The 22883-nt window shown below is 72.2% G+C and carries 23 protein-coding genes; 10 read left to right on the forward strand and 13 right to left on the reverse strand.

The window, feature by feature from the left end; genetic code table 11:
• The first annotated feature begins 33 nt into the window (after positions 1-33).
• Positions 34-252 carry a hypothetical protein gene (locus Q5762_RS27755; protein WP_315894979.1) on the forward strand — a complete coding sequence of 73 codons (219 nt, stop codon included), beginning with the start codon at positions 34-36 and terminating at the stop codon, positions 250-252.
• A 26-nt stretch (positions 253-278) separates the two neighbouring features.
• On the opposite strand, the gene Q5762_RS27760 is transcribed toward Q5762_RS27755, so the two are convergent.
• The 3 genes from Q5762_RS27760 to Q5762_RS27770 all read right to left on the reverse strand — a co-directional run bounded on the left by Q5762_RS27760 (position 279) and on the right by Q5762_RS27770 (position 2330).
• Positions 279-644, reverse strand: a complete 366-nt coding sequence (locus Q5762_RS27760) for a hypothetical protein (protein WP_315894980.1) — start codon at positions 642-644, stop codon at positions 279-281.
• Positions 645-655: 11 nt separating this feature from the next.
• Positions 656-1582 (reverse strand): DMT family transporter, encoded by a 927-nt coding sequence (locus Q5762_RS27765; protein WP_315894981.1) that lies wholly within the window; start codon positions 1580-1582, stop codon positions 656-658.
• 136 nt (positions 1583-1718) lie between these two features.
• The gene (locus tag Q5762_RS27770; RefSeq protein WP_315894982.1) at positions 1719-2330 is read right to left on the reverse strand and encodes a dihydrofolate reductase family protein; all 612 of its coding nucleotides are present in this window, start codon (positions 2328-2330) and stop codon (positions 1719-1721) included.
• A gap of 239 nt (positions 2331-2569) precedes the next feature.
• Here Q5762_RS27770 and Q5762_RS27775 point away from each other — a divergent pair, with 239 nt between their 5' ends.
• On the forward strand, positions 2570-3310 hold the full coding sequence (locus tag Q5762_RS27775; RefSeq protein ID WP_315894983.1) for an SDR family oxidoreductase: 741 nt from the start codon (positions 2570-2572) through the stop codon (positions 3308-3310).
• 85 nt (positions 3311-3395) lie between these two features.
• Here Q5762_RS27775 and alc read toward each other — a convergent pair whose 3' ends face one another.
• Both alc and allB read right to left on the reverse strand, forming a co-directional pair.
• Positions 3396-4526 carry an allantoicase gene (alc, locus tag Q5762_RS27780; RefSeq protein WP_315894984.1) on the reverse strand — a complete coding sequence of 377 codons (1131 nt, stop codon included), beginning with the start codon at positions 4524-4526 and terminating at the stop codon, positions 3396-3398.
• Positions 4523-5863, reverse strand: a complete 1341-nt coding sequence (gene allB / locus Q5762_RS27785; RefSeq protein WP_315894985.1) for an allantoinase AllB — start codon at positions 5861-5863, stop codon at positions 4523-4525. Before allB ends, alc begins: the two co-directional genes overlap by 4 nt.
• A 326-nt stretch (positions 5864-6189) precedes the next feature.
• Here allB and Q5762_RS27790 point away from each other — a divergent pair, with 326 nt between their 5' ends.
• Positions 6190-6999 (forward strand): IclR family transcriptional regulator, encoded by an 810-nt coding sequence (locus Q5762_RS27790; protein ID WP_315894986.1) that lies wholly within the window; start codon positions 6190-6192, stop codon positions 6997-6999.
• 55 nt (positions 7000-7054) lie between these two features.
• Here the strand turns inward: Q5762_RS27790 and Q5762_RS27795 are convergent, their stop codons facing one another.
• Positions 7055-7735 carry an ABC transporter ATP-binding protein gene (locus Q5762_RS27795; RefSeq protein WP_315894987.1) on the reverse strand — a complete coding sequence of 227 codons (681 nt, stop codon included), beginning with the start codon at positions 7733-7735 and terminating at the stop codon, positions 7055-7057.
• Positions 7732-8817 (reverse strand): FtsX-like permease family protein, encoded by a 1086-nt coding sequence (locus Q5762_RS27800; protein WP_315895025.1) that lies wholly within the window; start codon positions 8815-8817, stop codon positions 7732-7734. The genes Q5762_RS27795 and Q5762_RS27800 overlap by 4 nt, the downstream gene beginning before the upstream one ends.
• Before the next feature lie 112 nt (positions 8818-8929).
• Between Q5762_RS27800 and Q5762_RS27805 the strand changes: the two genes are divergently transcribed.
• Entirely contained in the window at positions 8930-10108 is a 1179-nt protein-coding gene (locus tag Q5762_RS27805) for a sensor histidine kinase (protein WP_315894988.1), read from the forward strand.
• A complete protein-coding gene (locus Q5762_RS27810; RefSeq protein WP_315894989.1) occupies positions 10105-10737 on the forward strand; it encodes a response regulator transcription factor in 633 nt (210 codons plus the stop codon). Before Q5762_RS27805 ends, Q5762_RS27810 begins: the two co-directional genes overlap by 4 nt.
• Here the strand turns inward: Q5762_RS27810 and Q5762_RS27815 are convergent, their stop codons facing one another.
• Complete coding sequence (locus Q5762_RS27815) at positions 10738-11481, reverse strand: class I SAM-dependent methyltransferase (protein WP_315894990.1); 744 nt, start codon at positions 11479-11481, stop codon at positions 10738-10740. It lies immediately after the preceding gene.
• A gap of 80 nt (positions 11482-11561) precedes the next feature.
• Complete coding sequence (locus Q5762_RS27820) at positions 11562-11882, reverse strand: DUF5955 family protein (RefSeq protein ID WP_315894991.1); 321 nt, start codon at positions 11880-11882, stop codon at positions 11562-11564.
• Between the two features lie 168 nt (positions 11883-12050).
• Here Q5762_RS27820 and Q5762_RS27825 point away from each other — a divergent pair, with 168 nt between their 5' ends.
• From Q5762_RS27825 to Q5762_RS27835, 3 genes are all read left to right on the forward strand, one after another.
• The gene (locus Q5762_RS27825) at positions 12051-12674 is read left to right on the forward strand and encodes a nucleotidyltransferase family protein (protein WP_315894992.1); all 624 of its coding nucleotides are present in this window, start codon (positions 12051-12053) and stop codon (positions 12672-12674) included.
• 226 nt (positions 12675-12900) lie between these two features.
• Positions 12901-14523 carry a malate synthase A gene (aceB, locus tag Q5762_RS27830; RefSeq protein WP_315894993.1) on the forward strand — a complete coding sequence of 541 codons (1623 nt, stop codon included), beginning with the start codon at positions 12901-12903 and terminating at the stop codon, positions 14521-14523.
• Between the two features lie 290 nt (positions 14524-14813).
• The gene (locus Q5762_RS27835; protein ID WP_315894994.1) at positions 14814-15968 is read left to right on the forward strand and encodes a GDSL-type esterase/lipase family protein; all 1155 of its coding nucleotides are present in this window, start codon (positions 14814-14816) and stop codon (positions 15966-15968) included.
• 48 nt (positions 15969-16016) lie between these two features.
• Here the strand turns inward: Q5762_RS27835 and Q5762_RS27840 are convergent, their stop codons facing one another.
• Together Q5762_RS27840 and Q5762_RS27845 are read right to left on the reverse strand one after the other, a co-directional pair.
• Entirely contained in the window at positions 16017-17885 is a 1869-nt protein-coding gene (locus Q5762_RS27840; protein ID WP_315894995.1) for a hypothetical protein, read from the reverse strand.
• A gap of 54 nt (positions 17886-17939) precedes the next feature.
• Positions 17940-18866 (reverse strand): fibronectin type III domain-containing protein, encoded by a 927-nt coding sequence (locus Q5762_RS27845; protein WP_315894996.1) that lies wholly within the window; start codon positions 18864-18866, stop codon positions 17940-17942.
• A 156-nt stretch (positions 18867-19022) separates the two neighbouring features.
• Here Q5762_RS27845 and Q5762_RS27850 point away from each other — a divergent pair, with 156 nt between their 5' ends.
• Positions 19023-19616, forward strand: a complete 594-nt coding sequence (locus tag Q5762_RS27850; protein WP_315894997.1) for a hypothetical protein — start codon at positions 19023-19025, stop codon at positions 19614-19616.
• A 126-nt stretch (positions 19617-19742) separates the two neighbouring features.
• Positions 19743-20600 (forward strand): chitosanase, encoded by an 858-nt coding sequence (locus Q5762_RS27855; protein ID WP_315894998.1) that lies wholly within the window; start codon positions 19743-19745, stop codon positions 20598-20600.
• Here Q5762_RS27855 and Q5762_RS27860 read toward each other — a convergent pair.
• Positions 20573-21268, reverse strand: a complete 696-nt coding sequence (locus Q5762_RS27860) for an aspartate/glutamate racemase family protein (protein ID WP_315894999.1) — start codon at positions 21266-21268, stop codon at positions 20573-20575. The genes Q5762_RS27855 and Q5762_RS27860 overlap by 28 nt on opposite strands.
• 56 nt (positions 21269-21324) lie before the next feature.
• Positions 21325-22773 carry a nucleobase:cation symporter-2 family protein gene (locus tag Q5762_RS27865; RefSeq protein ID WP_399495276.1) on the reverse strand — a complete coding sequence of 483 codons (1449 nt, stop codon included), beginning with the start codon at positions 22771-22773 and terminating at the stop codon, positions 21325-21327.
• Positions 22774-22883: the final 110 nt, after the last annotated feature.

Genomic DNA, 22883 nt, shown 5'->3' on the forward strand with positions numbered 1-22883 from the left:
CGGGCGGGCGGCCCCGGGCGTCAGGATCGGCCCATGAAGAAGTTCCTGGAGTTCGTGGGCGGTGTGATCCTGGTCGGCGGCATCGCGGGGGTGCTGCGCGAGTTGACCGGCTGGTTCCCGTTCATGGGGTTCACCCGGGCCCTCACGGAGAACGTCTGGTTCCTGGCGGACCGGGCACTGTTCGCGAACATCGTGATCGCGGTGCTCGGGTTCGTGATCGTGATGATCGCGGACACCAGCCGGCGGACCTGAGGTCAGGGCCGCTGCCCGTCCTGATGTCATGGCCGCTGCCCGTTGAGGCGGGTGACCTCGGCGAGGTGCTCGGCCATCCGGTGGGAGACGGAGCCGCCGGCGTAGAGGACGGAGCCGACCACCGCGAAGGGGATCGATCCGCCGAGGATGCCGACCATCTCGGGCCAGTCGCGTTCGGCGACGCAGTCACTGTCCTCGTCGTGCAGGTACTCCGAGCTCCAGCGGGAATCGCACTCGGCGTCGTCGCGGCCGTCGGTGGTGGTGTACGGCAGGAAGATCCCGACTGCGAACCAGATCCACAGCAGTCCGGCGACGGTCAGCAGCCCGAGTCCCCAGGCCTGGGTGCGCCGTGCGCGAGCGCGGAATTCTATGTCGTACGGCAGTGAACGCATGGCGCAAGAACCTATCGGGCGCTCTCGTCGGCGGCGCGGCGCCCCCAACTCGTGCCCGCCAGGACCAGGATCGCGCCCGCGACGCCCAGCGCGCCCGGGCGGTCGCCGGCGAGGGCGATGCCGACGGCGGCGGCCCAGAGCGGTTCCGTGCCGAGCAGCAGGCTGACCCGGGACGGGGAGGTGCGGCGGACGGCCCACATCTGCACGAAGAAGGCGAAGAGCGTGCAGAAGACGGAGAGGAAGAGCAGTCCGGCCCATTCGCGCGGGCCGAAGTCGAGCGCCACCGTCCAGGGCGACGCGCCGGTGCCGGGGACCGTGGCGAGCAGCGCGAAGACGGCGACGGCGGAGCCGAGTTGGACGGTGGTGAGGGAGAGCGCGTCGGCGTCCTGGACGGCCTTGATCCTGGCCATGGCCAGGACGTGGACGGTACGGGCGAGGGCGGCGAGCAGCATCAGCAGGTCGCCGGGGGACGGGGTCGTGAAGCCGCCGCCCTGGGTCAGCAGCACCACACCGGCGACCGAGAGCCCGGCGGCGGCGAGGAAGGCGCGGGGCGGCCTGGTCCTGGTGACGGCGGCCTCGGCGAGCGGCGTGAGGATCATGGTGAGGCTGATGATCAGGCCCGCGTTGGTGGCGGAGGTGTGGACGACGCCGTAGGTCTCCAGGAGGAAGATCCCGCTGAGGATCAGGCCGAGGAGTCCCGCGCCGCGCCATTGGGCCGCCCGCAGCGCCCGCAGCCCGCGCCATCCGGCGACGACGAGGGCGGGCAGGACGACGGCGAACCGCAGGACGAGGACGGCCACGACGGTGTGCGTGGTGGTGATGCCCTTGGCGGCGAGGTAGCTGGCGCCCCAGACGGCGGCGACGAGGAGCACCGGAAGGTCGGTGAGCCAGGCGCGGCGCGGGGCGCGGAGGGGTACGGAGGCGGCGATCGCGGACATCGTGGGCCTGCTCCAACACGTCGGACGGGGTGGAGACTTCGGCGGCTCGCACGCGGGACGGTCACCGTAACCGGGGAAGGCCGGTGGTGGCTACACCTTTCGCTCACCGAGGGCCTACGCTCCGCCACGGAGTCGGCTACTCGTACGTCCCGTACTCGGGGCGGCCGGCCAGCTCGTACGTGTTGATGGAGACGCCCGTGCTGGTGGTCCTGGACCCGGCGTTGCGGAAGGCGGTGGGCCGGGCGCCGTCGGGGAAGAGCCGGAAGCCGGTGCCGAGGACGACGGGGAAGACCAGCAGGTGGAGCGTGTCGATGAGGTCGGCGGCCATCAGCGTCTGGGCGAGCTTGCCGCTGCCGTGCATCTGGATCTCGCCGTCGACGCGGTCCTTCAGGGCGGTGACCTCCTGGACGGCGTCGCCGCCGAGGACGGTGGTGGGGGCCCAGTCGGCGGTCTTGAGGGTGGTCGAGACGACGTACTTCGGGAGGGCGTTGAGCTGGGAGGGGATGGGGTCGTCGGGGTCGTCGTGCTTCGGCCAGTAGCCCGCGAAGATCTCGTACGTCTGGCGGCCGAGCAGGAAGGCGGCGGGCCGCGTGAAGACCTCGCTGACGAAGGCGCCGAAGTCCTCGTCCCCGAACGGGACGGACCAGCCACCGTGCTCGAAGCCGCCCCTGCGGTCCTCTTCGACGCCGCCGGGCGCCTGGTAGACGCCGTCGAGCGTGACGAACTGGGTGAGGGAGAGCTTGCCCATGATGGTGCCTTTCGGTTCCGTGCCGGGTGCGGTGTCCCCCGGTCCATCGTGTCTCAGAAGCTCTGACCTCACCGCTCGGCGAAAGCCATCGGTCGCGGGATCGGACGGCTGATCGGCGGCGGTTCGGTCGCGGGATCGGTCGGTTGATCACGGTGTCCGATTGCCGCCAGCGTCAGGCGGCTCCGCCGACTTTCATTGAACCCGCAACAACCAATTGGCACTTCTTACGGAGGTTCGGGATGTCCACGATGAACGGCAAGGCGGTTCTGGTGACGGGTGGCAGCCGCGGGATCGGCGCCGCCACGGCGCTGCGGCTGGCCCGGGAGGGCGCGGACGTCGCGTTCACGTACGTGGCGAGCGAGGAGCGGGCGAAGGAGGTCGCCGCACGGATCGAGGCGACCGGGCGCAAGGCGTTCATGCTGCGGGCCGACGCGGCGGACGCCGGGGACGCGGCGGGCGCGGTGGACTGGGCGGCGGACGCGCTCGGCCGGCTGGACGTGCTGGTCAACAGTGTGGGGGCCGGGGTGCTCGGCCCGCTGGAGACCCTCACCCTCGCGGACGTCGACCGGGTCCTCGCGGTCAACGTGCGTGCGGCGTTCCTCGCCTCGCAGGCGGCGGCCGCGCGGATGCACGAGGGCGGGCGGATCGTCACGATCGGCACCTGCATGACGGCCCGTGTCCCGGGCCCCGGCGGCACGCTCTACGCGACGAGCAAGTCGGCCCTGATCGGCCTGACCAAGTCCCTCGCACGGGAGCTGGGCGGACGCGGCATCAACGCCAACGTCGTCCACCCCGGCCCGATCGACACCGAGATGAACCCGGCGGACGGTCCGTTCGCGCAGGGACAGGCGGAGATGACGGCACTGGGCCGCTTCGGCACGGCGGAGGAGGTCGCCGCGATGGTGGCCTTCCTGGCGGGCCCGGACGCGGCGTACGTGACGGGCGCGGAGTTCTCCGTGGACGGCGGCCACGCGGCGTAACCCCGCCGAAGGCAAGGTACGTAAAGGCGCGAGGGCGCACCGGTGCTGTCGGTCGGTGCGCCCTCGCGGGCCGGGCGGGGTGTCGTTACCCGCCCAGTTCCTGGTGGCGGGCCGTCAGGCGCGCCGCGCCCTCCTCGGTGAGCGAACCGAAGAGGCGGAGGCGGGAGATCCCGCCGTCGGGGTAGATGTCGATCCGGATCCGCGAGCCGACCGCCGGGGCGTCGAGCACGAAGCGGTGGTTGGTATCCGGCTGGAGCCGGGTCCGGGGCAGGATCTCGGTCCAGTCCTCGGAGCCCTCGGCGGCCACGGAGAGCGCCGCCCAGCCCGCGCTGTTGCCCTTGAGGTACGCGGTGTCGATCTCGACCGCGCGGATCTCGGACTCGGCGGCCAGGCTGTAGCGGATCCAGTCGTTGCCCTTGTCGCGGCGGCGGCGAGTCTCCCAGCCGTCGTCCATCTTGCGGGAGCGGCCCGGCTGGATGGTGTTGGTGGCCGGGGAGTAGAAGCGGTCGGAGGCGTCCTCGACCTGGCCGCCGTTCTCCAGCGCCGCGAGGTCGAAGGTGCCGAGGACGGCCAGCCAGCGCGGGTCCGGGGCCACCTCCCCGTACACCCGCAGGCGGGCGATGCCGCCGTCCGGGTGCTGGTTGACGCGCAGGTGCGTGAAGCGCTGCTCGACGTCGACGGCGAAGCCGTTCGCCGCGTGGCCGCCGATCGCGGTGCGCGGGACGAGCGTCGTCCACTTCACGTCGTCCGCGAGGAGCTCCTCGGGCGACGGGGAGCCGGCGACCGAGGCGGCCTCCACGGAGACGGCCTGCGGGTAGTTGCCGCGGAAGTGCGCGGTGTCGACGACGATCCCGCGTACGACGCCGGGGGCGCCGAGCCGGACGAGCGCCCAGTCGTGGTCGTCGGCGGTCGGGTGCGGCTGCTGGGCGGAGATGCCACGGCGGCGGCGGGTCTCCCAGCCGTCCATGATCTTGCCCTTGTGGCCGAAGTGCTCGGGGTCGAACTCGGCGGCCTCGGGCTTCAGCATGTTCTCGCGCTCGGCGAAGAACTCGTCGTTGGCGGCGATCACGCCCGCGCCGAGGCGCCGGTCGGCCAGGTCCGCGTACTGCGTGAAGGGGAAGTCCGCGGTGCGGTAGTCGGCGTACGGGTCGCCGCCGCCGAAGGGGCTGGCGTCGCCGGTGAAGGAGGCCGGTGGAGATGAATGCAGACCGGTCACGGTCGGTTGGTCCTTTCGAGGAGGCGGCCGGTGGGCTCGGCGAGGGTGCCGCGGTCGGCGATGCGCTCTCCGCGCAGCCAGGTGGACGTCACGACGCCGTGCAGCGTCTTGCCGGCGTAGGCCGTGACGCGGTTACGGTGCTCGAGGTCGGCCGGGTCGACGGTGAAGGTCGCCTCCGGGTCGACGACGGCGAAGTCGGCGTCGCGGCCGGCCTCGATCGCACCCTTGCTGTCCAGGCCCGCGAGGCGGGCGGGGCCGGCGGACATCCAGCGGACGACGTCCTCCAGGGTCCGGCCACGGCGGCGGGCCTCGGTCCAGATGGCCGGCAGGCCGAGCTGGAGGGAGGAGATGCCGCCCCAGGCGGAGGCGAAGTCCGGGGTCTTGAGGTCGGCGGTGGAGGGCGAGTGGTCGGAGACGATGCAGTCGATCGTCCCGTCGGCCAGGCCCTCCCAGAGCGCGTCCTGGTTCGAGGCCTCGCGGATCGGCGGGCAGCACTTGAACTCGGTGGCGCCGTCCGGGACCTCCTCGGCCGTGAGGGTGAGGAAGTGCGGGCAGGACTCGACCGTGATCTTGACGCCCTCGGCCTTGGCGGCGCGGATCAGCGGCAGCGCGTCGGAGGAGGAGAGGTGCAGCACGTGGACGCGGGCGTTGAGGCGGCGGGCCTGGTTGATCAGGTTCTCGATGGCCGTGTTCTCGGCGTCGCGCGGGCGGGAGGCGAGGAAGTCGGCGTACTTCTCCCCCTTCTTCTGCGGGGCGGCGGCCAGGTGGTGCGGGTCCTCGGCGTGCACGATCATCAGGCCGTCGAAGCCGGCGATCTCGGCGAGCGAGGCGGCCAGCTGCTCCTGGTCCAGCTCGGGGAACTCGTCCACGCCGGACGGCGACAGGAAGCACTTGAAGCCGAAGACCCCGGCGTCGTACAGCGGGCGCAGGTCCTTGACGTTGTCCGGCAGCGCGCCGCCCCAGAAGCCGACGTCGATGTGCGCCTTGGTGCGGGCGACGTCCTGCTTGATCCGCAGGTGGTCGACCGTGGTGGTGGGCGGGAGCGAGTTGAGCGGCATGTCGAGGAGCGTGGTGATGCCACCGGCGGCGGCGGCGCGGGTGGCGGTCCAGAAGCCCTCCCACTCCGTGCGGCCGGGGTCGTTCACGTGCACGTGGGTGTCGACGAGCCCGGGGAGTACGACGTCGTCGCCGACGTCCTCCAGCCGGGCGCCGGCCGGTACCTCGGCGTCGTACGGCAGCACACCGGCGATGGTCCCGCCGGAGACGGCGATCGACGCGGCCCGCGTCCCCTCCGGGGTGATCACGCGAGTCGAGCGCAGTACCAGGTTGACGTCCACCCGTACCCCTTCCAGCAAGAATTTCAACGAACTGTTGAAGGAGTCTTCACTCAGGACGACATGTCGTCAAGGGCACACTTCCAGCATGACGCGGTTGACCGCCCCACTCGGCGCCCCGCTTGGACGTTTCCATGAAGTGGAATGGAAATTTCGTACAGTAGAACGTAGCTCCGCACATGCGGGGCGGAGACGGATGCCGCCGGGCGCCTGCCGACACCGGACAAACACCCCCCTGACCGGCCCGTACGCCGGGGCCGGGGCCGTGTGTCCGGGCGGACGGCCCGGTAGGCTGCTGCCTTGCCCGCCTGCCCCGAAAGGACCTTGACGTGCCGACGTCCAGCGCCAGCACCACCGACGCCGCCAAGCCCGCCGCCGCGAGCGGTGGCGTCCAGTCCCTCGAGCGTGCCTTCGACCTTCTGGAGCGGATGGCCGACGCCGGGGGCGAGGTCGGGCTGAGCGAACTCTCCGCGAGCAGCGGACTGCCGCTGCCGACCATCCACCGCCTGATGCGCACGCTCGTGGCCTGCGGCTACGTACGCCAGCAGCCCAACCGCCGGTACGCGCTCGGCCCCCGCCTGATCCGGCTCGGCGAGTCCGCGTCCCGGCTGCTCGGCACGTGGGCGCGACCGTACCTGGCGCGGCTCGTCGAGGAGACCGGCGAGACCGCGAACATGGCGCTGCTCGACGGCGACGAGATCGTGTACGTCGCACAGGTGCCGTCCAAGCACTCGATGCGGATGTTCACCGAGGTCGGCCGGCGGGTGCTGCCGCACTCCACGGGTGTGGGCAAGGCGCTCCTCGCGTACACCCCGGCGGACGAGGTCCGCGCGCTGCTCGCCCGTACGGGCATGCCGGCGGCGACCGAGAAGACGATCACCACGCCGGAAGGTTTCCTGGACGCGCTGGCCGCGGTGCGGGACGCGGGGTACGCGGTCGACGACAACGAGCAGGAGATAGGAGTCCGGTGCCTCGCGGTGTCGGTCCCCAACTCGCCCACGGCGGCGGCGATCTCGATCTCGGGCCCGGCGGGGCGTGTCACGGAGTCGGCCACGGAGAAGATCGTCCCGATCCTCCAGGAGGTCGCCCAGGACCTCTCGACGGCCCTCGCGAACACGGCGGCGAACGGCCAGGCGTAGGGCCCGGCCCCCGTTGTGGGCAATCGTTCCGCTGGGGCGATTGCCCACAACCGGGTCAGGACGCGGGGCTCGTCCTGATGCGGCCGTCCTCGACCAGGACCACCGCGTCCGCGCGCGTCGCGTGCGTGCGGTCGTGAGTGACCAGGACCGTCGCCGTCCCCCGGTCCCGCGTCAGGCCCGCCAGCAGGGCGACGATCGCCGCCCCCCGCTCGTGGTCGAGCGCGCTCGTGGGCTCGTCGACCAGCAGCACGGACGGCTCGTTCATCAGGGCCCGCGCGATGTTGACCCGCTGGCGCTGGCCCCCGGACAGCTGATGCGGCCGCCGCTCGGCCTCGTCCGCGAGGCCCACCGCGTCCAGCAGAGCCAGCGCCCGGTCCCGTACCGACCTCGGCTTCGCGCCCGACAGATGCCCCATCACCTGCACCTGCTCCGCCGCCGTCAGCGACGGCAGCAGGTTCGGCTGCTGGAACACGATCCCGATCCGCGACCGCCGCAGCGCCGCCCGGCCCGCCCGATCCAGCGACCCCGTCTCCGTACCGGCCACCACCACCCGCCCCCGGTCCGGCGTCACCAGCGTCGCCGCGACCGCGAGCAGGCTGGACTTGCCGGAGCCCGAGGGCCCGACTACCGCCGTGAGGCGGCCGGCCGGGACCTCCAGGGAGACCGCGTCGAGCGCGGTCAGGCGCCCGTCGCCGTCGGGGTACGTCAACGTCACATCGTCCAGCAGCAGAGTCATCGGGCGCTCCCGAGCGCTGTCAGGGGGTCGACGGCGGTGATCCGCCGGATGGACAGGGCGGCGCCGAGGACGCCCAGAACGATCATCACGGCCGCCGGGCCGAGCACGGTCAGCGGCTCCAGCACGAACGGCACGTTCCCACCACTGATCAGCACCCCCGCCCCGACCGCCAGGGCCGTACCGAACAGCGTCCCGGCGCCGAGCATCAGCACCGCCTGCCCGAGCGCGTCCCGCAGCAAGTACGGGGTCGACGCGCCCAGCGCCTTCAGCACCGCCACGTCACCGCTCCGCTGGATCGTCCACACGGTGAAGAAGGCCCCTATGACCAGCGCGGAGATGGCGAACAGGAACCCCCGCATCAGCTGCAGCGAACCGTTCTCGGCCTGGTAGGACCCTATGGCCGTGAGCGCCTCGTCGACCGTCCGCGACTCCGTGGCAAGGGCCGCGTCGCCCGCACCCAGGTCGGCATCCCCCGCCACCCTCAGCGCGATGACCGTCGCCTGCTCCTCAGGCGTCGTGCCGTTGTGCCCGAGCTTCTGCCAGTCGTCGAGCGAGGTCCAGACGACCGGGGTGTGGCTGTAGGACGCATCTCCCGCGACCGCCGCCACCCGGGCCTCCAGCGGACCGAGCCGTACGGAGCCGCCCACCCCGACGCCCAGCTCCTCGGCCGCCGACTCGGAGAGGACGACCCGCCCGGGCCCCAGCTTCCGGCTCTCGGGCGCGAGGGCCGCCGACGGTTCCGTACCGAAGGCGGAGACGGCGACCGTACGGTCCCCCGCGGCGCCGTTGAGCGTACGGATGGCCAGCGGCTGTGCGCTCGTGACGCCGGGCCGCTCCGCCCACCGCCGCCACTGCCCCTCCGTCACCGTCGAGTTGGTGAAGGAGACCGACCGGCCTGACGGCGGGGCGGCGAAGGCGAGCCGGTCCGCCGGGAGACCGGTGATCGCCGAGATGTTCTCGCGGGCGAGTCCGGCGGTCAGCCCGGACAGCAGTCCGACGAGCAGGGTGATCAGCACGATCACCGCGCCCATCAGGGTGAATCGCCCCTTGGCGAATCTCAGGTCTCTCCATGCCACGAACATGCCGACCAGCTTTCCCGGCCCCGGCTGCCCCCGGCATCGCGCCACGGATGGCTCCTCGATCAATCTTTTGGTTGAGTCCGGATCGTCTGCCCCCGCCTACGCTGGACGGACCATGGATCCGCGTTCCCTCACCCCTGCCCTGCGCGCACTGCGTCTCTGTCTTCATCTGCTGATGGCGGGCCTGCTGGCGCTCGCCGCCCTCCGGGCGGACTCCGGGGCCGGGGTCGCGCTCGCGGCGGTGACGGGCGCGGTGTACGCGGCCGGGTCCGCCCTGCCCTCCGTACGGGACTCGCAGCGGGCCGCCGCGCTCTGGCTGGCCGCCCTGTGCGCGTGCTGGCTGGGGCTGCTCTGGGCCACGCCCGAAGGGCTGTGGGTGGCGTTCCCGCTGTACTTCCTCCAGCTGCACCTGCTGCCGGCCCGCTGGGCGCTGCCGTCCGTGGCCCTGACGGCGGTCGCGGCGATCCTGTCGTACGTACGCCATGGCGCGGCGCTGAACCCGGGCGTCTTCATCGGGCCCCTGCTCGGCGCGGCGGTGGCCGTGGCGACGGTCCTCGGCTATCAGGCGCTGTACCGGGAGAGCGAGCGGCGCAGGCGGATGGTGGAGGAGCTGATCGAGACCCGCGCGGAACTGGCGGCGGCCGAGCGGCACGCGGGCACGCTCGCGGAGCGCGAACGTCTGGCCCGGGAGATCCACGACACGCTCGCGCAGGGGCTGTCCTCGATCCAGCTGCTGCTGCGGGCGGCCGAGCGCGCGCTGCCGGACGGCTCGCCGGCCGCCGGGCACATCGAGGCGGCCCGGCGGGCGGCGCAGGACAACCTGGCGGAGGCGCGGCGGTTCGTACGGGCTCTGTCGCCGCCGGACCTGGAGCACGGCTCGCTGGCGGCGGCCCTGGAACGGCTGTGCGAGCCGGGCCCTGAGGCCTCCCCGCGCGCCCGCCTCACGGTGAGCGGCAGGCCGGTGGAGCTGCCGACGCCGTACGAGGTGGCGCTGCTGCGCATCGCGCAGTCGGCGCTCGCGAACACGGTGCGGCACGCGTCGGCGACGCGCGCCGAGATCACGCTGTCGTTCATGGACGGAGAGGTGACGTTGGACGTGGTGGACGACGGCAAGGGCTTCGAACCGGCGCTGCTCTCGCCGTCGGCGGAGGGCGGTTTCGGGCTGCCTGCGATGCGCTCCCGGGCGGAGTCGCTGGGCGGTACGTTCACGGTGGAGTCAGCGCCCGGCCAGGGCACGGCCGTCGCGGTGTCCCTCCCCCTGCCGCTGCCTCCGACGGCCGGGGTGACGGCATGACGATCCGTCTTCTGCTGGCCGACGACCATCCGGTGGTACGGGCCGGGCTGCGCGCGGTCCTGGACACCGAGCCGGACTTCACCGTGGTCGGGGAGGCGGCCACCGCCGAGCGGGCGGTGGAGCTGGCCGCCGCCGGAGGTGTGGACGTGGTCCTGATGGATCTGCAGTTCGGCGCCGGGATGCACGGCTCGGAGGCGACGGCGGCGATCACCGCGCGTACCGGTGGGCCGAGGGTCCTGGTGCTGACCACGTACGACACGGACGCGGACATCCTGGCGGCGGTCGAGGCAGGCGCCTCGGGCTATCTGCTGAAGGACGCGCCGCCCGAGGAGCTGGCGGCGGCGGTCCGCACGGCCGCGGCGGGCCAGTCGGCGCTCGCCCCGGCGGTGGCGCACCGGCTGATGGACCGGATGCGGACGCCGGCGGAGGCGCTGACGAAGCGGGAGCTGGAGGTGCTCCAGCTGGTGGGCGAGGGTCTGTCGAACCAGCAGATCAGCAAGGCGCTCTTCCTGAGCCAGGCGACGGTCAAGTCCCACCTGGTGCACATCTTCGCGAAGCTCGGCGTGGACTCCCGTACGGCGGCGGTGGCGACGGCGACGTCCAGGCGCCTGATCAGGCGCCCGTCCTGATCAGGCTGTCTTCTCCCACACCGACACGTGCCGGTCGCTCTCGCCGGTGAACGGGGTACCGTCCCAGTCCTGCCACCGGTCGCGCAGCCGCATCCCGGCGAGCCGCGCCATCAGGTCGAGCTCCGAGGGCCACACGTAGCGGAACGGGATGGCCCGGTGCTCGGCGCGGCCGTCGGTGATCGTGACGTAGTGCGAGCTCATCGCCTGGGTGGCGGGGTCCAGGGTGTCGAAGGCCCACGAGGTGGCGTCGATGTGGAAGGGGACCGCGCGCTGCCCCGGCGGCAGGAGGCGCAGCTCCGGGACCCCGACCTCGACGACGAAGGTGCCGCCGGGCGCGAGATGGGCGGCGGCGTTGCGGAAGCAGTCCACCTGGGCGTCCTGCGTGGTCAGGTTGTTGATGGTGTTGTAGACGAGGTACGCGGTGGTGAAGGTGCCCGCGCCCGTGACGCGGGTGGTCGCGAAGTCCCCGATCGTGACGCCGAGGTCCGCACCGCCCGGCTTGGCACGCAGCTGCTCCACCATCGCCCGCGAGAGGTCGATGCCGTGCACCCGGACGCCGCGTCGGGCCAGGGGCAGCGCGAGGCGGCCGGTGCCGATGCCGAACTCGAGCGCGGGTCCGTCCCCGGCGAGTCCGCTCAGTAGGTCGACGGGCGGGTCGACCGCCTCGGGCCGGAACATGTCCGCCGAGCCGGCGTCGTAGCCCGCCGCGACGTCCGCTCCGAAGTAGTCGTCGTCATGCGCCATGACCCGGGAGGGTAGGGCCACGGGCGGCCGCCGCGCACCCGGTTTTCCCGTCAGAACCCGTCAGGCCCGGTCAGACCCCGTCAGACCTCGCGCGGCGGCTCGCCGAAGAGTTCGACCGCCTGGCGGACGCTCGCGAGGCCGTTCGCGAGGGCGCTGACCGAGCCGATCGAGCCGGCGATCAGGAGCAGGGAGCGGCGCAGCCGCCGTACCTCCGGGACACCGCTGACGGCCATCGCGTCCAGCGCGGCGAGTTCGTCCTCGGCGATGCCCCGGTCGGTGAACTCGGCACGATGGCCCGCGAGTTCACGGCGGAGCCGGGAGACGGCGGCACGCAGCTCCGCCACTCTCGGGTCCTCGCCGCCGCCGGTCGTCACACGCCTCTGCCCAACGCTTCGCAACAAAGTTCTCCCCCTCGCACCACACTGTGCGCCGAACTCCCCACACCGAGCCGACCCGTCGAACGGTGGTCGGACGCCCGGAGTCGCGAGCAAAGTTAACGCCATTCACCGTCCGGCGCGCCACATCGTGGACACAATTCAGGCGTCCGTGTCATGCGGTATGCAGTCGGCATGACGAATACGACGGATACCCCGCATCGCTCGCCCCTCGTGGCCGGTCTGCTCCTCGCCGCCGGCGGCGGGCGGCGCCTCGGCGGCCGCCCCAAGGCCCTCCTCACCCACCGCGGCCGCCCGCTGGTCGAGCACGCGGTGCGGGTGCTGCGCGAGGGGGGCTGCGAGGTGATCCACGTCGTTCTCGGCGCCTCGGCCGATGTCGTACGGGAGCGGGCGCAGCTGCCGGGGTGCGTCCTGGTCGACAACCCCGCGTGGGCGGAGGGCATGGGGTCCTCGCTGCGGGCGGGACTCGCCTCGCTGGCCGCCGAGGCGCTGCCGGTGGACGCGGCGCTCGTGTCGCTCGTGGACCAGCCGGGGATCGGCGCGGAGGCGGTGGCGCGGGTCCGGTCGGCGTACCGCTCGCGCGACTCCCTGGCGGCGGCTTCGTACGACGGGAAGCGTGGCCATCCGGTGCTGTTCGGCGCGGACCGCTGGGCGGGGATCGCGGCGGGGGCGGTCGGCGACCAGGGGGCGCGGGACTACCTGAGGGATCACCGGGATGCGATCACCCTCGTGGACTGTTCGGATGTGGCCGAGCCCTACGACATCGACACGGAGGCGGATCTGGCGCACCTTGAGTGAAGGAGGTGGCACTGAGCGCCATGTTCTGTCGATCCAGAGAATCTCGACATCAACAAACGATTGAACTTCCACCATGAGGAAACTAGTATCCACTGTTCAGAAGCGCCTGATCCCCTGACGGCGCTCCGCGGCCGTATCTCGGCGCCTGCGGCACTCCGTGCCGATCCGTGACGCCCGGCGGCCGCAAGGCACCGCCCGTGAAGTCCGCTGAAGGAAGTGACAGTTCATGTCCGCACCAGCGCCGTCCCCCCTGGCCGTCGTCGAAGCCGAGCCCCTGCCGAGGCAGGAGGAGGTGCTGACCGACGCGGCCCTCGCCTTCGTGGCGGAGCTGCACCGCCGGTTCACCCCGCGCCGGGACGAGCTCCTCGCCCGCCGGGCGGAGCGCCGCGCCGAGATCGCCCGCACCTCGACCCTCGACTTCCTGCCGGAGACCGCCGCGATCCGCGCGGACGACTCCTGGCGGGTCGCGCCGGCCCCGGCGGCCCTGAACGACCGCCGCGTCGAGATCACCGGCCCGACCGACCGGAAGATGACGATCAATGCCCTGAACTCGGGCGCCAAGGTCTGGCTCGCGGACTTCGAGGACGCCTCGGCGCCGACCTGGGAGAACGTGATCCTGGGCCAGGTCAACCTGATCGACGCGTACAACCGGAACATCGACTTCACGGACCCGCGGTCGGGCAAGTCCTACGCGCTCAAGGCGGCCGACGAGCTGGCCACGGTCGTCATGCGGCCGCGCGGCTGGCACCTGGAGGAGCGCCACCTGACCTTCGAGGGCCGCCCGGTCCCCGGCGCGCTCGTCGACTTCGGCCTGTACTTCTTCCACAACGCCAAGCGCCTGATCGAGCTCGGCAAGGGCCCGTACTTCTACCTCCCGAAGACGGAGTCGCACCTGGAGGCCCGCCTCTGGAACGACATCTTCGTCTACGCCCAGGACTACGTCGGCATCCCGCAGGGCACCGTCCGCGCCACCGTCCTCATCGAGACGATCACGGCCGCGTACGAGATGGAGGAGATCCTCTACGAGCTCCGCGACCACGCGGCGGGTCTCAACGCGGGCCGCTGGGACTACCTCTTCTCCATCGTCAAGAACTTCCGTGACGGCGGAGCAAAGTTCGTCCTGCCGGATCGCAACGCGGTCACGATGACGGCCCCGTTCATGCGGGCGTACACCGAACTCCTCGTCCGCACCTGCCACAAGCGCGGCGCGCACGCGATCGGCGGCATGGCGGCCTTCATCCCGTCCCGCAAGGACGCCGAGGTCAACAAGGTCGCCTTCGAGAAGGTCAAGGCGGACAAGGACCGCGAGGCCGGCGACGGCTTCGACGGCTCCTGGGTCGCCCACCCGGACCTGGTCCCGATCGCGATGGCCTCCTTCGACGCGGTCCTCGGCGACAAGCCGAACCAGAAGGACCGGCTGCGCGAGGACGTCTCGGTGGCGCCCGGCGACCTGATCGCCATCGACTCGCTCGACGCCAGGCCCACGTACGACGGCCTGCGCAACGCCGTCCAGGTCGGCACCCGCTACATCGAGGCCTGGCTCCGCGGCCTCGGCGCGGTCGCCATCTTCAACCTGATGGAGGACGCGGCCACCGCGGAAATCTCGCGCTCGCAGATCTGGCAGTGGATCAACGCGGGTGTCGTCTTCGAGAACGGTGAGAAGGCCACCCCCGAGCTGGCCCGCAAGGTCGCCGCCGAGGAGCTGGCCGCGATCCGCGCGGAGATCGGCGAGGAGGCCTTCGCGGCCGGCAAGTGGCAGCAGGCGCACGACCTGCTGCTGCACGTCTCCCTCGACGCCGACTACGCGGACTTCCTGACCCTCCCCGCGTACGACCAGCTCATCGGCTGAGTCCCCCCTGCTTCGGCTGACCCGCACAGCGGCCGAACAACACGCGGTGCCCCCCCCGCACGATCGCGGTGACCCGCGAAGAACGGCTCCGCCCCCGGTGAACGCACAGCACCGGGGGCGGAGCCGTTTCCCCCTCCGGGGAGTTTCGCTCCAGTGCGTTTCACAGGGCACGTGACGCAACCGAAACCCGACGCTACCTAGCGGTAACAAGCCACGGCATGCCAGATTCCGCATGCCACCGGCCGGCGGCTGTCCCCCACTCCTCTGCACCGACGCAGGAGAACACCGCCATGCCCAGAACCCCCCACCGCACGGTCCGAAGAACCCTCGCCGCCGCCGTCTCGCTCATCGGCCTGCTCGCCGCCGGGGCGCCCCCGGCCGTCGCCGCGAACGACTCGGGGCCCACCGCCGTCGTGTCGATGGGCGACAGTTACATCTCCGGCGAGGCAGGCCGCTGGCAGGGCAACAGCCTCACCACGAGCGGCAGCCGGAACGGCACCGACCGGGCGTGGACGGGGAGCGCGTACGACCCCTCCCGGGTGTACGGGACGACGGCGGCGAACGGCTGCCACCGCTCCGACTCGGCCGAGGTGAAGAGCGCGGGCGCGATCGCCTCGACGCTGGTCAACCTGGCCTGTTCGGGGGCGACGACCCAGAACGTCTTCCGGGCGTCGCAGGGAGGCGTGGCGTACAAGGGCGAGGCGCCGCAGGCCGACCAGCTGGCGGCCGTGGCCGCCTCCCACGACGTGGGGACGATCGTGCTGTCGATCGGGGGCAACGACCTGGGCTTCGCCGACATCATCAGGAGCTGCGCGACCGACTACATCGTCTGGTACTCGTACTGCAACGACGACCAGCAGGCCGAGGTCGACGCGAAGATCGACACCGTGATGGCGAACGTCGGCAAGTCCGTCGACGAGGTCCGGGCGGTGATGGCGGGCGCCGGATACGCCGCCGCCGACTACCGGATCGTGCTCCAGTCGTACCCCTCCCCCATCCCGCGCGGCGCGGAGAACCGGTACGCGGAGAGCGGCTGGTCCCGTACGAACACGGGCGGCTGCCCGTTCTGGAACAAGGACGCCGACTGGGCGCGGGACACACTGGTCCCGCAGGTCTCGAACCGGCTCAAGGGGGTCGCGGCGAGCAAGGGCGTGCAGTTCATGGATCTGCGCGACATGCTCCAGGGGCGCGAGGTGTGTGCCAAGACCGCGAAGCTGGTCAGCGCCACGGTGCCGGCCTCGGACACCAGCAGCGAGTGGGCGCGCTGGATCGACCCCAACGAGACCCAGGGGCCGATCCAGGAGAACGTCCACCCCAACTACTACGGCCAGTTGGCGCTGGGGCGCTGTCTCACGCTGATCCACGCGAGGCCGAGCGGGAACTTCTCCTGCCGCAACACGGCCGGGGCCGGCGCCTCGGGGATGTATCTGACGGCCGTCTCCTGACGGCCTGCTCCTGACGGCTGGGCGGACCCGAAAGACCCCCCACGGGGATCAGCGGGTGCGGCGTCGCGGACGCCGCACCCGCTTGTTCGCCCGTCCGTTCGCCCGCTTGACGTCCGGCACCGGGACGCGGAGGGCGGCGAGTTCCCGGTGCGCGCGGTACGGGTCGGCGACCGCCATGTCCTTGGCGAGGCCGTCGAGGCCGCCCGGCCAGTCCTCGGCGGCCGAGTCGAGGACGGCCCGGCCGTCCTCCTCGCCGTGGCGGCGGAGCCGGTCCAGGATCAGGACGGCGCGGGCGGACCACGGCACGAGGCTCTCGTCCGCCGGCTCGCCCCGGGCGCGCAGTACCCCATACGCGTACGCGCCCATCACCGGGTCGCCGAGGGCGCCGCGCAGCGCCTCGACGGGGGCGGCGGCGGGGTCGAGGAAGCCGAAGAGGGCCCGGGTGCCGGCGGCCTCGAAGGTCCCGGCGTTGACGGTGCCGAGGGCGGCGAGCAGCTCGGACCAGGCCTCGACGGAGTCGCCGTGCGCGCGCAGCCACTCGGCGAGGACCCGGGTCGCGGCGGAGGCGGACCAGCCCTCGGCGGCGGCGATCACGGTGGCGGCGTCCCAGGCGGCGGCCTCCTTGCCGTCGGGCGCGGCGACCCAGCGCACCCGCAGCAGGTAGTGGAGGACCTCGACGCCCCACGGTGTGAGACCGAAGGCGTCGCCGGTGCGGAAGACCATGCCGGTGCGGGCCAGCCGGTCGACGGCGTCGGCCATGGCCCGGGCGCCCGGTTCGAGCTTGGCCCGGGTCTCCTCCGTGGTCTCGACCCCGGTGAGCCGGGCGAGCTCGCCGAGGGAGGGGAGGCTGTACTCCTCCGGGGCGTCGGCCGGTACGAGGACGGGCGCGTCCTCCAGGCGGGGGTCGACCGGCCAGTCCTCGAACTCGGCGGCCCGGCGGGCGACGGACTCGGCGCAGGCGCCCCGCTGGTAGAGCGCGTACAGCAGGTGCGCGGCCTCGCCGTCGTAGAGGCCGCCCGTCTCGCCCTTCATCTCCTCGACGGCCGCGGCGAGCAGATCGGCGCCCGCCTCGACGGAGCGCCGCGGCTCGTGGGCCTCGACGGGCGGAGGCGGCAGCGGGACGGCGGAGTCCTCGTAGTAGTTGAGGTGCTCGTCGAGGAGGGTGTCGGCGAGGGCGAGGTGCGGGAAGGCCTCCGGGCCGGGCGCGAGATGGGCGTACGGTCCCGAGAGGGCGCCCGAGAGCCCTTCGGCGGTCCACCGGTCGACGAGCAGGCCGCCGAGCTTCGTCACCCCGTGCGACACGTCCGCGTCGGCGAGGAGCGGCCCGGCGGGCGAAGGCGCCTCCGCCTCGCGTACGTAGGCACCGGCGAGCGCGTCGGCGAGAAGGGAGTCGGCGACGTCGCTCCGGTTCATCAGGTCCGCGCGGTTGAGCCCGTCGGGCGGCCGCATCCCGTCATGTCCGGCGAGCCAGGCCCGTACGGCGCCGGGGTCGGCGGGGTCGGTCCCGTCCGCGCGCAGCAGGGAGGCGTACCAGCGCTGCCAGGTGTAGTTGGCGGGGTCCTTCATGGCCCGCTCGAAGTCGGGCACGATGTCCTCGATCGCGGCCACGATCCGCGCCTGCCGCTTCCCGTTCAGCCGCCCGGCCTCCCGCACCCGCGCGGTGAGCGCCACGAGGACGGCGGGATAGGCCGACAGCTCCTCGGGCGTCGCGTACACGAACGCCGGCGCGTCCTCGACGAGCACCCGCCGCACCAGCTCCACGCTCGGCTCGGGCAGCCCGCTCCTGCGGTCCGCCCCGCGCAGGGAGAGCAGCGCGAGCACGGCGTCTGCGGCGCGCACGGCCGAAGGATCGCGGAGCTCCGGTGTTCCGTCGAGGAACGCGTCGAGCCCGGTGTTGGTGAGCACGGTCCCTGCCACCTTTCCCAGGGTAGTTCCGGCACGCGCCGGACGACGACGCCCGGGGCGGCACCGTCATGGGACGACAACGGTGCGCTGGGCCGAGAAGTCACCCCAGGTGCCGTCGGGGAGGCGGGCGCGGAGTTTGACGCTGTAGCGGGTGCCGGGGGTGGTGAGGACCGCGAAGGTGTAGGTGGCCTCGCCGGGTGGGGGGTCGGCGCCCCAGACGATGGTCGTGGCGAAGGCTTCGTTCAGGTAGAGCTGGTGTTCCTTCACCGGGGCTCCGGTGCTCGGTGCGGTCCACGTGAGGGTGATCTCGCCCTTGGCCGCCCGGGCCTTCAGGTTCGTGGGGGCCGTGTTGGGGGCGGCGCCGGGGGCCGGGGTGGTGGTGAGGTCGGCGGGGGCGCTGTCCGGGGAGGAGTTCTCGGCCGCGTCGCGGGCGCGGACCGTGAAGGAGTAGACCATGCCGGCGCGCAGGCCGGTGAGGCGGGCGGTGGTGGCCGTGCCGGGGACGGTGTGGATACGGGCGTCGGCCTGGTAGACGTCGTACGCGGTGACCTTGGTGTCATCGCGGGCCGGCTGCCAGGTCAGGGTGGCCGCGCGGCTGCCGTCGGCGGTTGCGCGCAGCGCCTTGGGCGCGGTGGGGGCGGCGCGGTCCTGGGCGATGGCGGAGAGGGTGGTGGCGGGGACGGTCGTGCTGTGCGGGGAGCGGTTTCCGGCGGCGTCGCGGGCGCGGACGGTGAAGGCGTACGGGGTCGCGGGGGTGAGGTTCACGATGTCGGTCATGAGGGTCGTGGCGGGGAGGTCCTTGACCTTGCGGCCCTGCTGGTAGACCTCGTAGCCGGTGACCGCGCGGTCGTCGGTGGCCGCGTTCCACATCACGTGGACGGTCTGGGCGCTGCCGGAGGCGGCGGTGACGCCCGTGGGGGCGGCGGGGGCGGCGGTGTCCTTCGGGGGGCCGGACGAGCAGGCCGTGAGGGCGAGCGCGACGACCGTCAACATGCATGCGGCGAGCGGGCGTTGCACAGGAATGCCTCCGTCCGTCGACTTGGTCCAGACCTGTATGGCACGGGTCCGGCGACCCCGGCAAGAGGGCGACTGTCAGTGGGGTGCGCTTCACTGAGATTGTCACTCTCAGTGATCGACGAGGGAGGGGTTGTGACGGACCGTACTACCTTTGTGTCGCTCGCCGGGCTGCGCGAGCGCGGCTGGACCGATCCGATGGTGCGCGATCTGCTGGGCGAGCCCGACGTGCGGGGGCGGGATCCCCGGCGATGGTCGGTCGCGCCCGTGCTGCTGTACCGGCTGGCGCGGGTGCGGGCGGTGGAGCGGACGGCGGAGTTCGGCCGGTGCGCGGCCGTCTCCGGGCGGAGTTCCGCCGCCGCCGAGGCGGGCGCCGAGCGGCGACGGCGGGCGGTGCTCGCGGCGATCCGGGCGGAGCCGATCGAGGTGCCCCGACTCCCGGCCGCCGAGCTGGAGCGGCGCGCGGTGCGGCACCGGCACCTGCTCGGGGCCCGCGGACCCGGCAGCGGGGTGACGGGTGGGGTGGCGGACGGGGAGCTCGTGCGGTGGCAGGTGAGTTATCTGCGGCAGGCGCTCTTGCGGTACGAGGCGCTGCTCGACGGGCTCTTCGGGTCGACGGGGCGGGCCGAGGCGGAGCGGCTGTTACGCGCACGGCTGTACGAGGCGATCGCCACGGCCTATCCGCGGCTGGCCCGGGAGTGCCGGCGGCGGATGGAGGCGGAGCGATGAGATCGCGCCCCGAGAGTTTCCGTGAACCGGTCAACTCCTTTGCCCGTGAAGGGTGTACGACCTCCGGCCCACCTGATAGGAAAGCTTCCTAACAAAGTAACCCCGTCCCCTGATTGGGAGGCCACGGTGCCCAACCCCCATAAGCGCACCGCGATTCGGGTCGTCCTCGGACTCGCCCTGCTCGCCGCTCCGACCACCGCCTTCGCCGCCTCCTCGGGCGACGGCGCCCCGGCGCGCGCCGCGTCCGACGCGGCCGCTCCTCGCGCCGTAGCGGCCGTCGGGCTCGACGACCCGGCGAAGAAGGAGATCGCCATGAAGCTGGTCTCCAGCGCGGAGAACTCCTCGCTGGACTGGAAGGCGCAGTACAAGTACATCGAGGACATCGGCGACGGGCGCGGCTACACGGCGGGCATCATCGGCTTCTGTTCCGGCACGGGCGACATGCTCGACCTCGTCGAGCTCTACACCGCGCGCAAGCCCGGCAACGTCCTCGCCAAGTACCTGCCGGCCCTCCGTGAGGTCGACGGCACCGACTCGCACCAGGGCCTCGGCTCGGCCTTCGAGCGCGACTGGGCGAAGGCCGCGTCGGACTCGGCGTTCAAGAAGGCCCAGGACGACGAGCGCGACCGGGTGTACTTCAACCCGTCAGTCAAGCAGGCCAAGAGCGACGGCGTGGGTGTGCTCGGTCAGTTCATCTACTACGACGCCATCGTGATGCACGGCAACGGCACCGACTCGGCGGCCTTCCGCAACATCCGCAAGAAGGCCCTCGCGAAGGCGAAGTCGCCCGCCCAGGGCGGGGACGAGATCACGTACCTCAACGCATTCCTCGACGCCCGTGTCTGGGCGATGAAGCAGGAGGAGGCGCACAGCGACACCAGCCGGGTCGACACGGCCCAGCGGGTCTTCGTCCGCAACAAGAACCTCAACCTCAACACGCCGCTGGACTGGAAGGTCTACGGGGACAGCTTCCACATCGGCTGACCCGGCCCTTCCCGCCCCGACCCCGCCGGATCGCGCCGCGCCAGTACGCGTGCGATCCGGCGGCAAGCGGCCGGGACCGGCGCGACGACCGGAACGTCGAAGCGTTCCCGCAGCGCGTCCGCCGCCTCGGCCAGCGGGCCGCCGCCGATCACGACGGCCCGCGCCCCGTCCCGTACGACACACGCGCGCACCGCCTCGGCCAACTCCTCCCGCAGCAGCTCCGGTTCGCGGGCGAGCAGGCCGGCGTCGCCGCGCGTCAGCCGGATGCCCGTGTACCGGTCCGCCAGCCCCAGGGCGGCGATCCGGTGGCCGATCGCGTCCGCCAGGTACGGCGTCGTCGTCGCCACCCCGAACCGGACTCCCCCGGCCGCCGCCTCCGTGCAGGCCGCCTCCGCGAGGCCCACGACCGGGACCCCCGCGAAGGCCCGCAGCTCCGCCACGCCCGGGTCTCCGAACGCGCCGACCAGCAGCCCCGTACAGTTCCCGGCCGCGAGCGCCCTGCGCCCGGCCGCCACCACCTCCGGCACGGCGGCCCGCAGGGCCTCCTCGTCGACCAGCATCGGCGGCCCCTGACGTACCGTCACACCGCGTACGGAGCCGAGGGTCCGGCGGGCGATCGCTGTCATCATCGCCGTGGTCGAGCGCGACGTGTTGGGGTTGATCAGCACGACGCCGGCCCCCGCGTCGCACGCGGGGACCGGCTCGTCTGCTGCCGTACGGCTGGTCAGTGGACGTGCGCCGCCTTGGCGCCACGGGTCTCGGAGATCTCCTCGCCCGGTTCCATGGGTGCGGTGACCGTGTCGTCGTCCTGGCCCTTGCCCAGGTGGTTGAAGACCAGGTTCAGCGCGACCGCCGCGACACAGCCGGTCGAGATGCCCGAGTCCAGGATGATCTTCGCGGTCTCCGGGAAGGCGTGGTAGAACTCCGGCGCCGTGATCGGGATGATGCCGACGGCCAGCGAGACCGCCACGATCAGGACGTTGTTGTCCTTCTCCAGACCGGCCTTGACCAGGGTCTGGATGCCGCTCGCCGCGACGGAGCCGAAGAGGACCACACCCGCGCCGCCGAGCACCGGTCGCGGGACGACCGAGATCAGCGAGGCGGCGACCGGCGAGAGGCCCATCAGGACCAGGAACCCGCCGCCGCAGGCGACCACGAACCGGCTGCGGATCTTCGTCATCGCGACGAGCCCGATGTTCTGGGCGAAGGCACTGCACATGAAGCCGTTGAACAGCGGGCTGATGGCCGAGCCGAGCGTGTCGGCGCGCAGACCGGCCGCGATGGTCTTCTCGTCGGCCGGCCGGTCGACGATCTCGCCGAGCGCCAGCATGTCGGCGGTCGACTCGGTCATCGAGACCAGCATGACCACGCACATCGAGATGATCGCGGCGAGGGCGAACTGCGGGGCGCCGAAGTGGAACGGCGTCGGGAAGCCGACGATGTCCGCCTCCGTCACCGGGCTGAAGTCCGTGACGCCGAACGGGATCGCGATGAGCGTGCCGATGACCAGACCGACCAGGACCGCGACCTGCTTCAGGAAGCCGCGGGTGAAGCGGCGCAGCACGAGGACGACGACGAGGGTGATCGCGGCGAGGGTGAGATAGGTCGTCGATCCGTAGTCCTTCGCCGCCGGATTGGGCCCTTGGGCCCAGCCGAAGGCGACCGGAAGCAGCGAGACACCGATCAGGGTGATCACGGTGCCGGTGACGACCGGCGGGAAGAAGCGGACGAGCTTGGAGAAGTACGGGGCGGCTATGAAGCCGAGCACTCCGGCGACGATGATCGCGCCGAAGATGATCGGCAGCGCGTCGGCCTTGTCGTCCGTGGTGTCGACGATCGCGAGCATCGGCGCGACGCCGGCGAACGTGACGCCGTTGACGAACGGCAGTCGGGCGCCGATCTTCCAGATGCCGAGCGTCTGGAGGAAGGTGGCGAGGCCGGCGGTGAAGAGGCTGGCTCCGGTGAGGAAGGTCAGCTCGGTGCCGGAGAGTCCGACGGCCGCGCCGACGATCAGGGGCGGGGCCACGACCCCCGCGTACATGGCGGCCACATGTTGCAGACCGCTGGTGAACATCTTCAGGGGCGGCAGCGTCTCGTCGACCGGATGCTTCTGGTCTTCGGTGTCGGCGCTTGCGTCTTGCGCATCATTGCGAAACCTGGGCTTGGTGGCCACGGAGGTTCCTCCGGTCGGGTAACACGTCGGCGGAGACGTGGGTGTCATGGAGGTGGTGCAAAGCAGTGCAGGTCGTGCGCCTCACGGTGTGCGGCTCATGAGGAGGTAGC

Origin of the sequence: Streptomyces sp. P9(2023), assembly GCF_032436795.1 — a bacterium.
In the GTDB taxonomy this organism is placed as follows: domain Bacteria; phylum Actinomycetota; class Actinomycetes; order Streptomycetales; family Streptomycetaceae; genus Streptomyces.

Coding starts and splice junctions, on each gene's coding strand:
- Q5762_RS27755 (WP_315894979.1), top strand. CDS start 34: ATGAAGAAGTTCCTGGAGTTCGTGGGCGGTGTGATCCTGGTCGGCGGC.
- Q5762_RS27765 (WP_315894981.1), bottom strand. CDS start 1,582: ATGTCCGCGATCGCCGCCTCCGTACCCCTCCGCGCCCCGCGCCGCGCC.
- Q5762_RS27810 (WP_315894989.1), top strand. CDS start 10,105: ATGACGATCCGTCTTCTGCTGGCCGACGACCATCCGGTGGTACGGGCC.
- Q5762_RS27805 (WP_315894988.1), top strand. CDS start 8,930: ATGGATCCGCGTTCCCTCACCCCTGCCCTGCGCGCACTGCGTCTCTGT.
- Q5762_RS27795 (WP_315894987.1), bottom strand. CDS start 7,735: ATGACTCTGCTGCTGGACGATGTGACGTTGACGTACCCCGACGGCGAC.
- Q5762_RS27800 (WP_315895025.1), bottom strand. CDS start 8,817: ATGTTCGTGGCATGGAGAGACCTGAGATTCGCCAAGGGGCGATTCACC.
- Q5762_RS27815 (WP_315894990.1), bottom strand. CDS start 11,481: ATGGCGCATGACGACGACTACTTCGGAGCGGACGTCGCGGCGGGCTAC.
- Q5762_RS27775 (WP_315894983.1), top strand. CDS start 2,570: ATGTCCACGATGAACGGCAAGGCGGTTCTGGTGACGGGTGGCAGCCGC.
- Q5762_RS27825 (WP_315894992.1), top strand. CDS start 12,051: ATGACGAATACGACGGATACCCCGCATCGCTCGCCCCTCGTGGCCGGT.
- Q5762_RS27835 (WP_315894994.1), top strand. CDS start 14,814: ATGCCCAGAACCCCCCACCGCACGGTCCGAAGAACCCTCGCCGCCGCC.
- Q5762_RS27760 (WP_315894980.1), bottom strand. CDS start 644: ATGCGTTCACTGCCGTACGACATAGAATTCCGCGCTCGCGCACGGCGC.
- Q5762_RS27845 (WP_315894996.1), bottom strand. CDS start 18,866: ATGTTGACGGTCGTCGCGCTCGCCCTCACGGCCTGCTCGTCCGGCCCC.
- Q5762_RS27770 (WP_315894982.1), bottom strand. CDS start 2,330: ATGGGCAAGCTCTCCCTCACCCAGTTCGTCACGCTCGACGGCGTCTAC.
- aceB (WP_315894993.1), top strand. CDS start 12,901: ATGTCCGCACCAGCGCCGTCCCCCCTGGCCGTCGTCGAAGCCGAGCCC.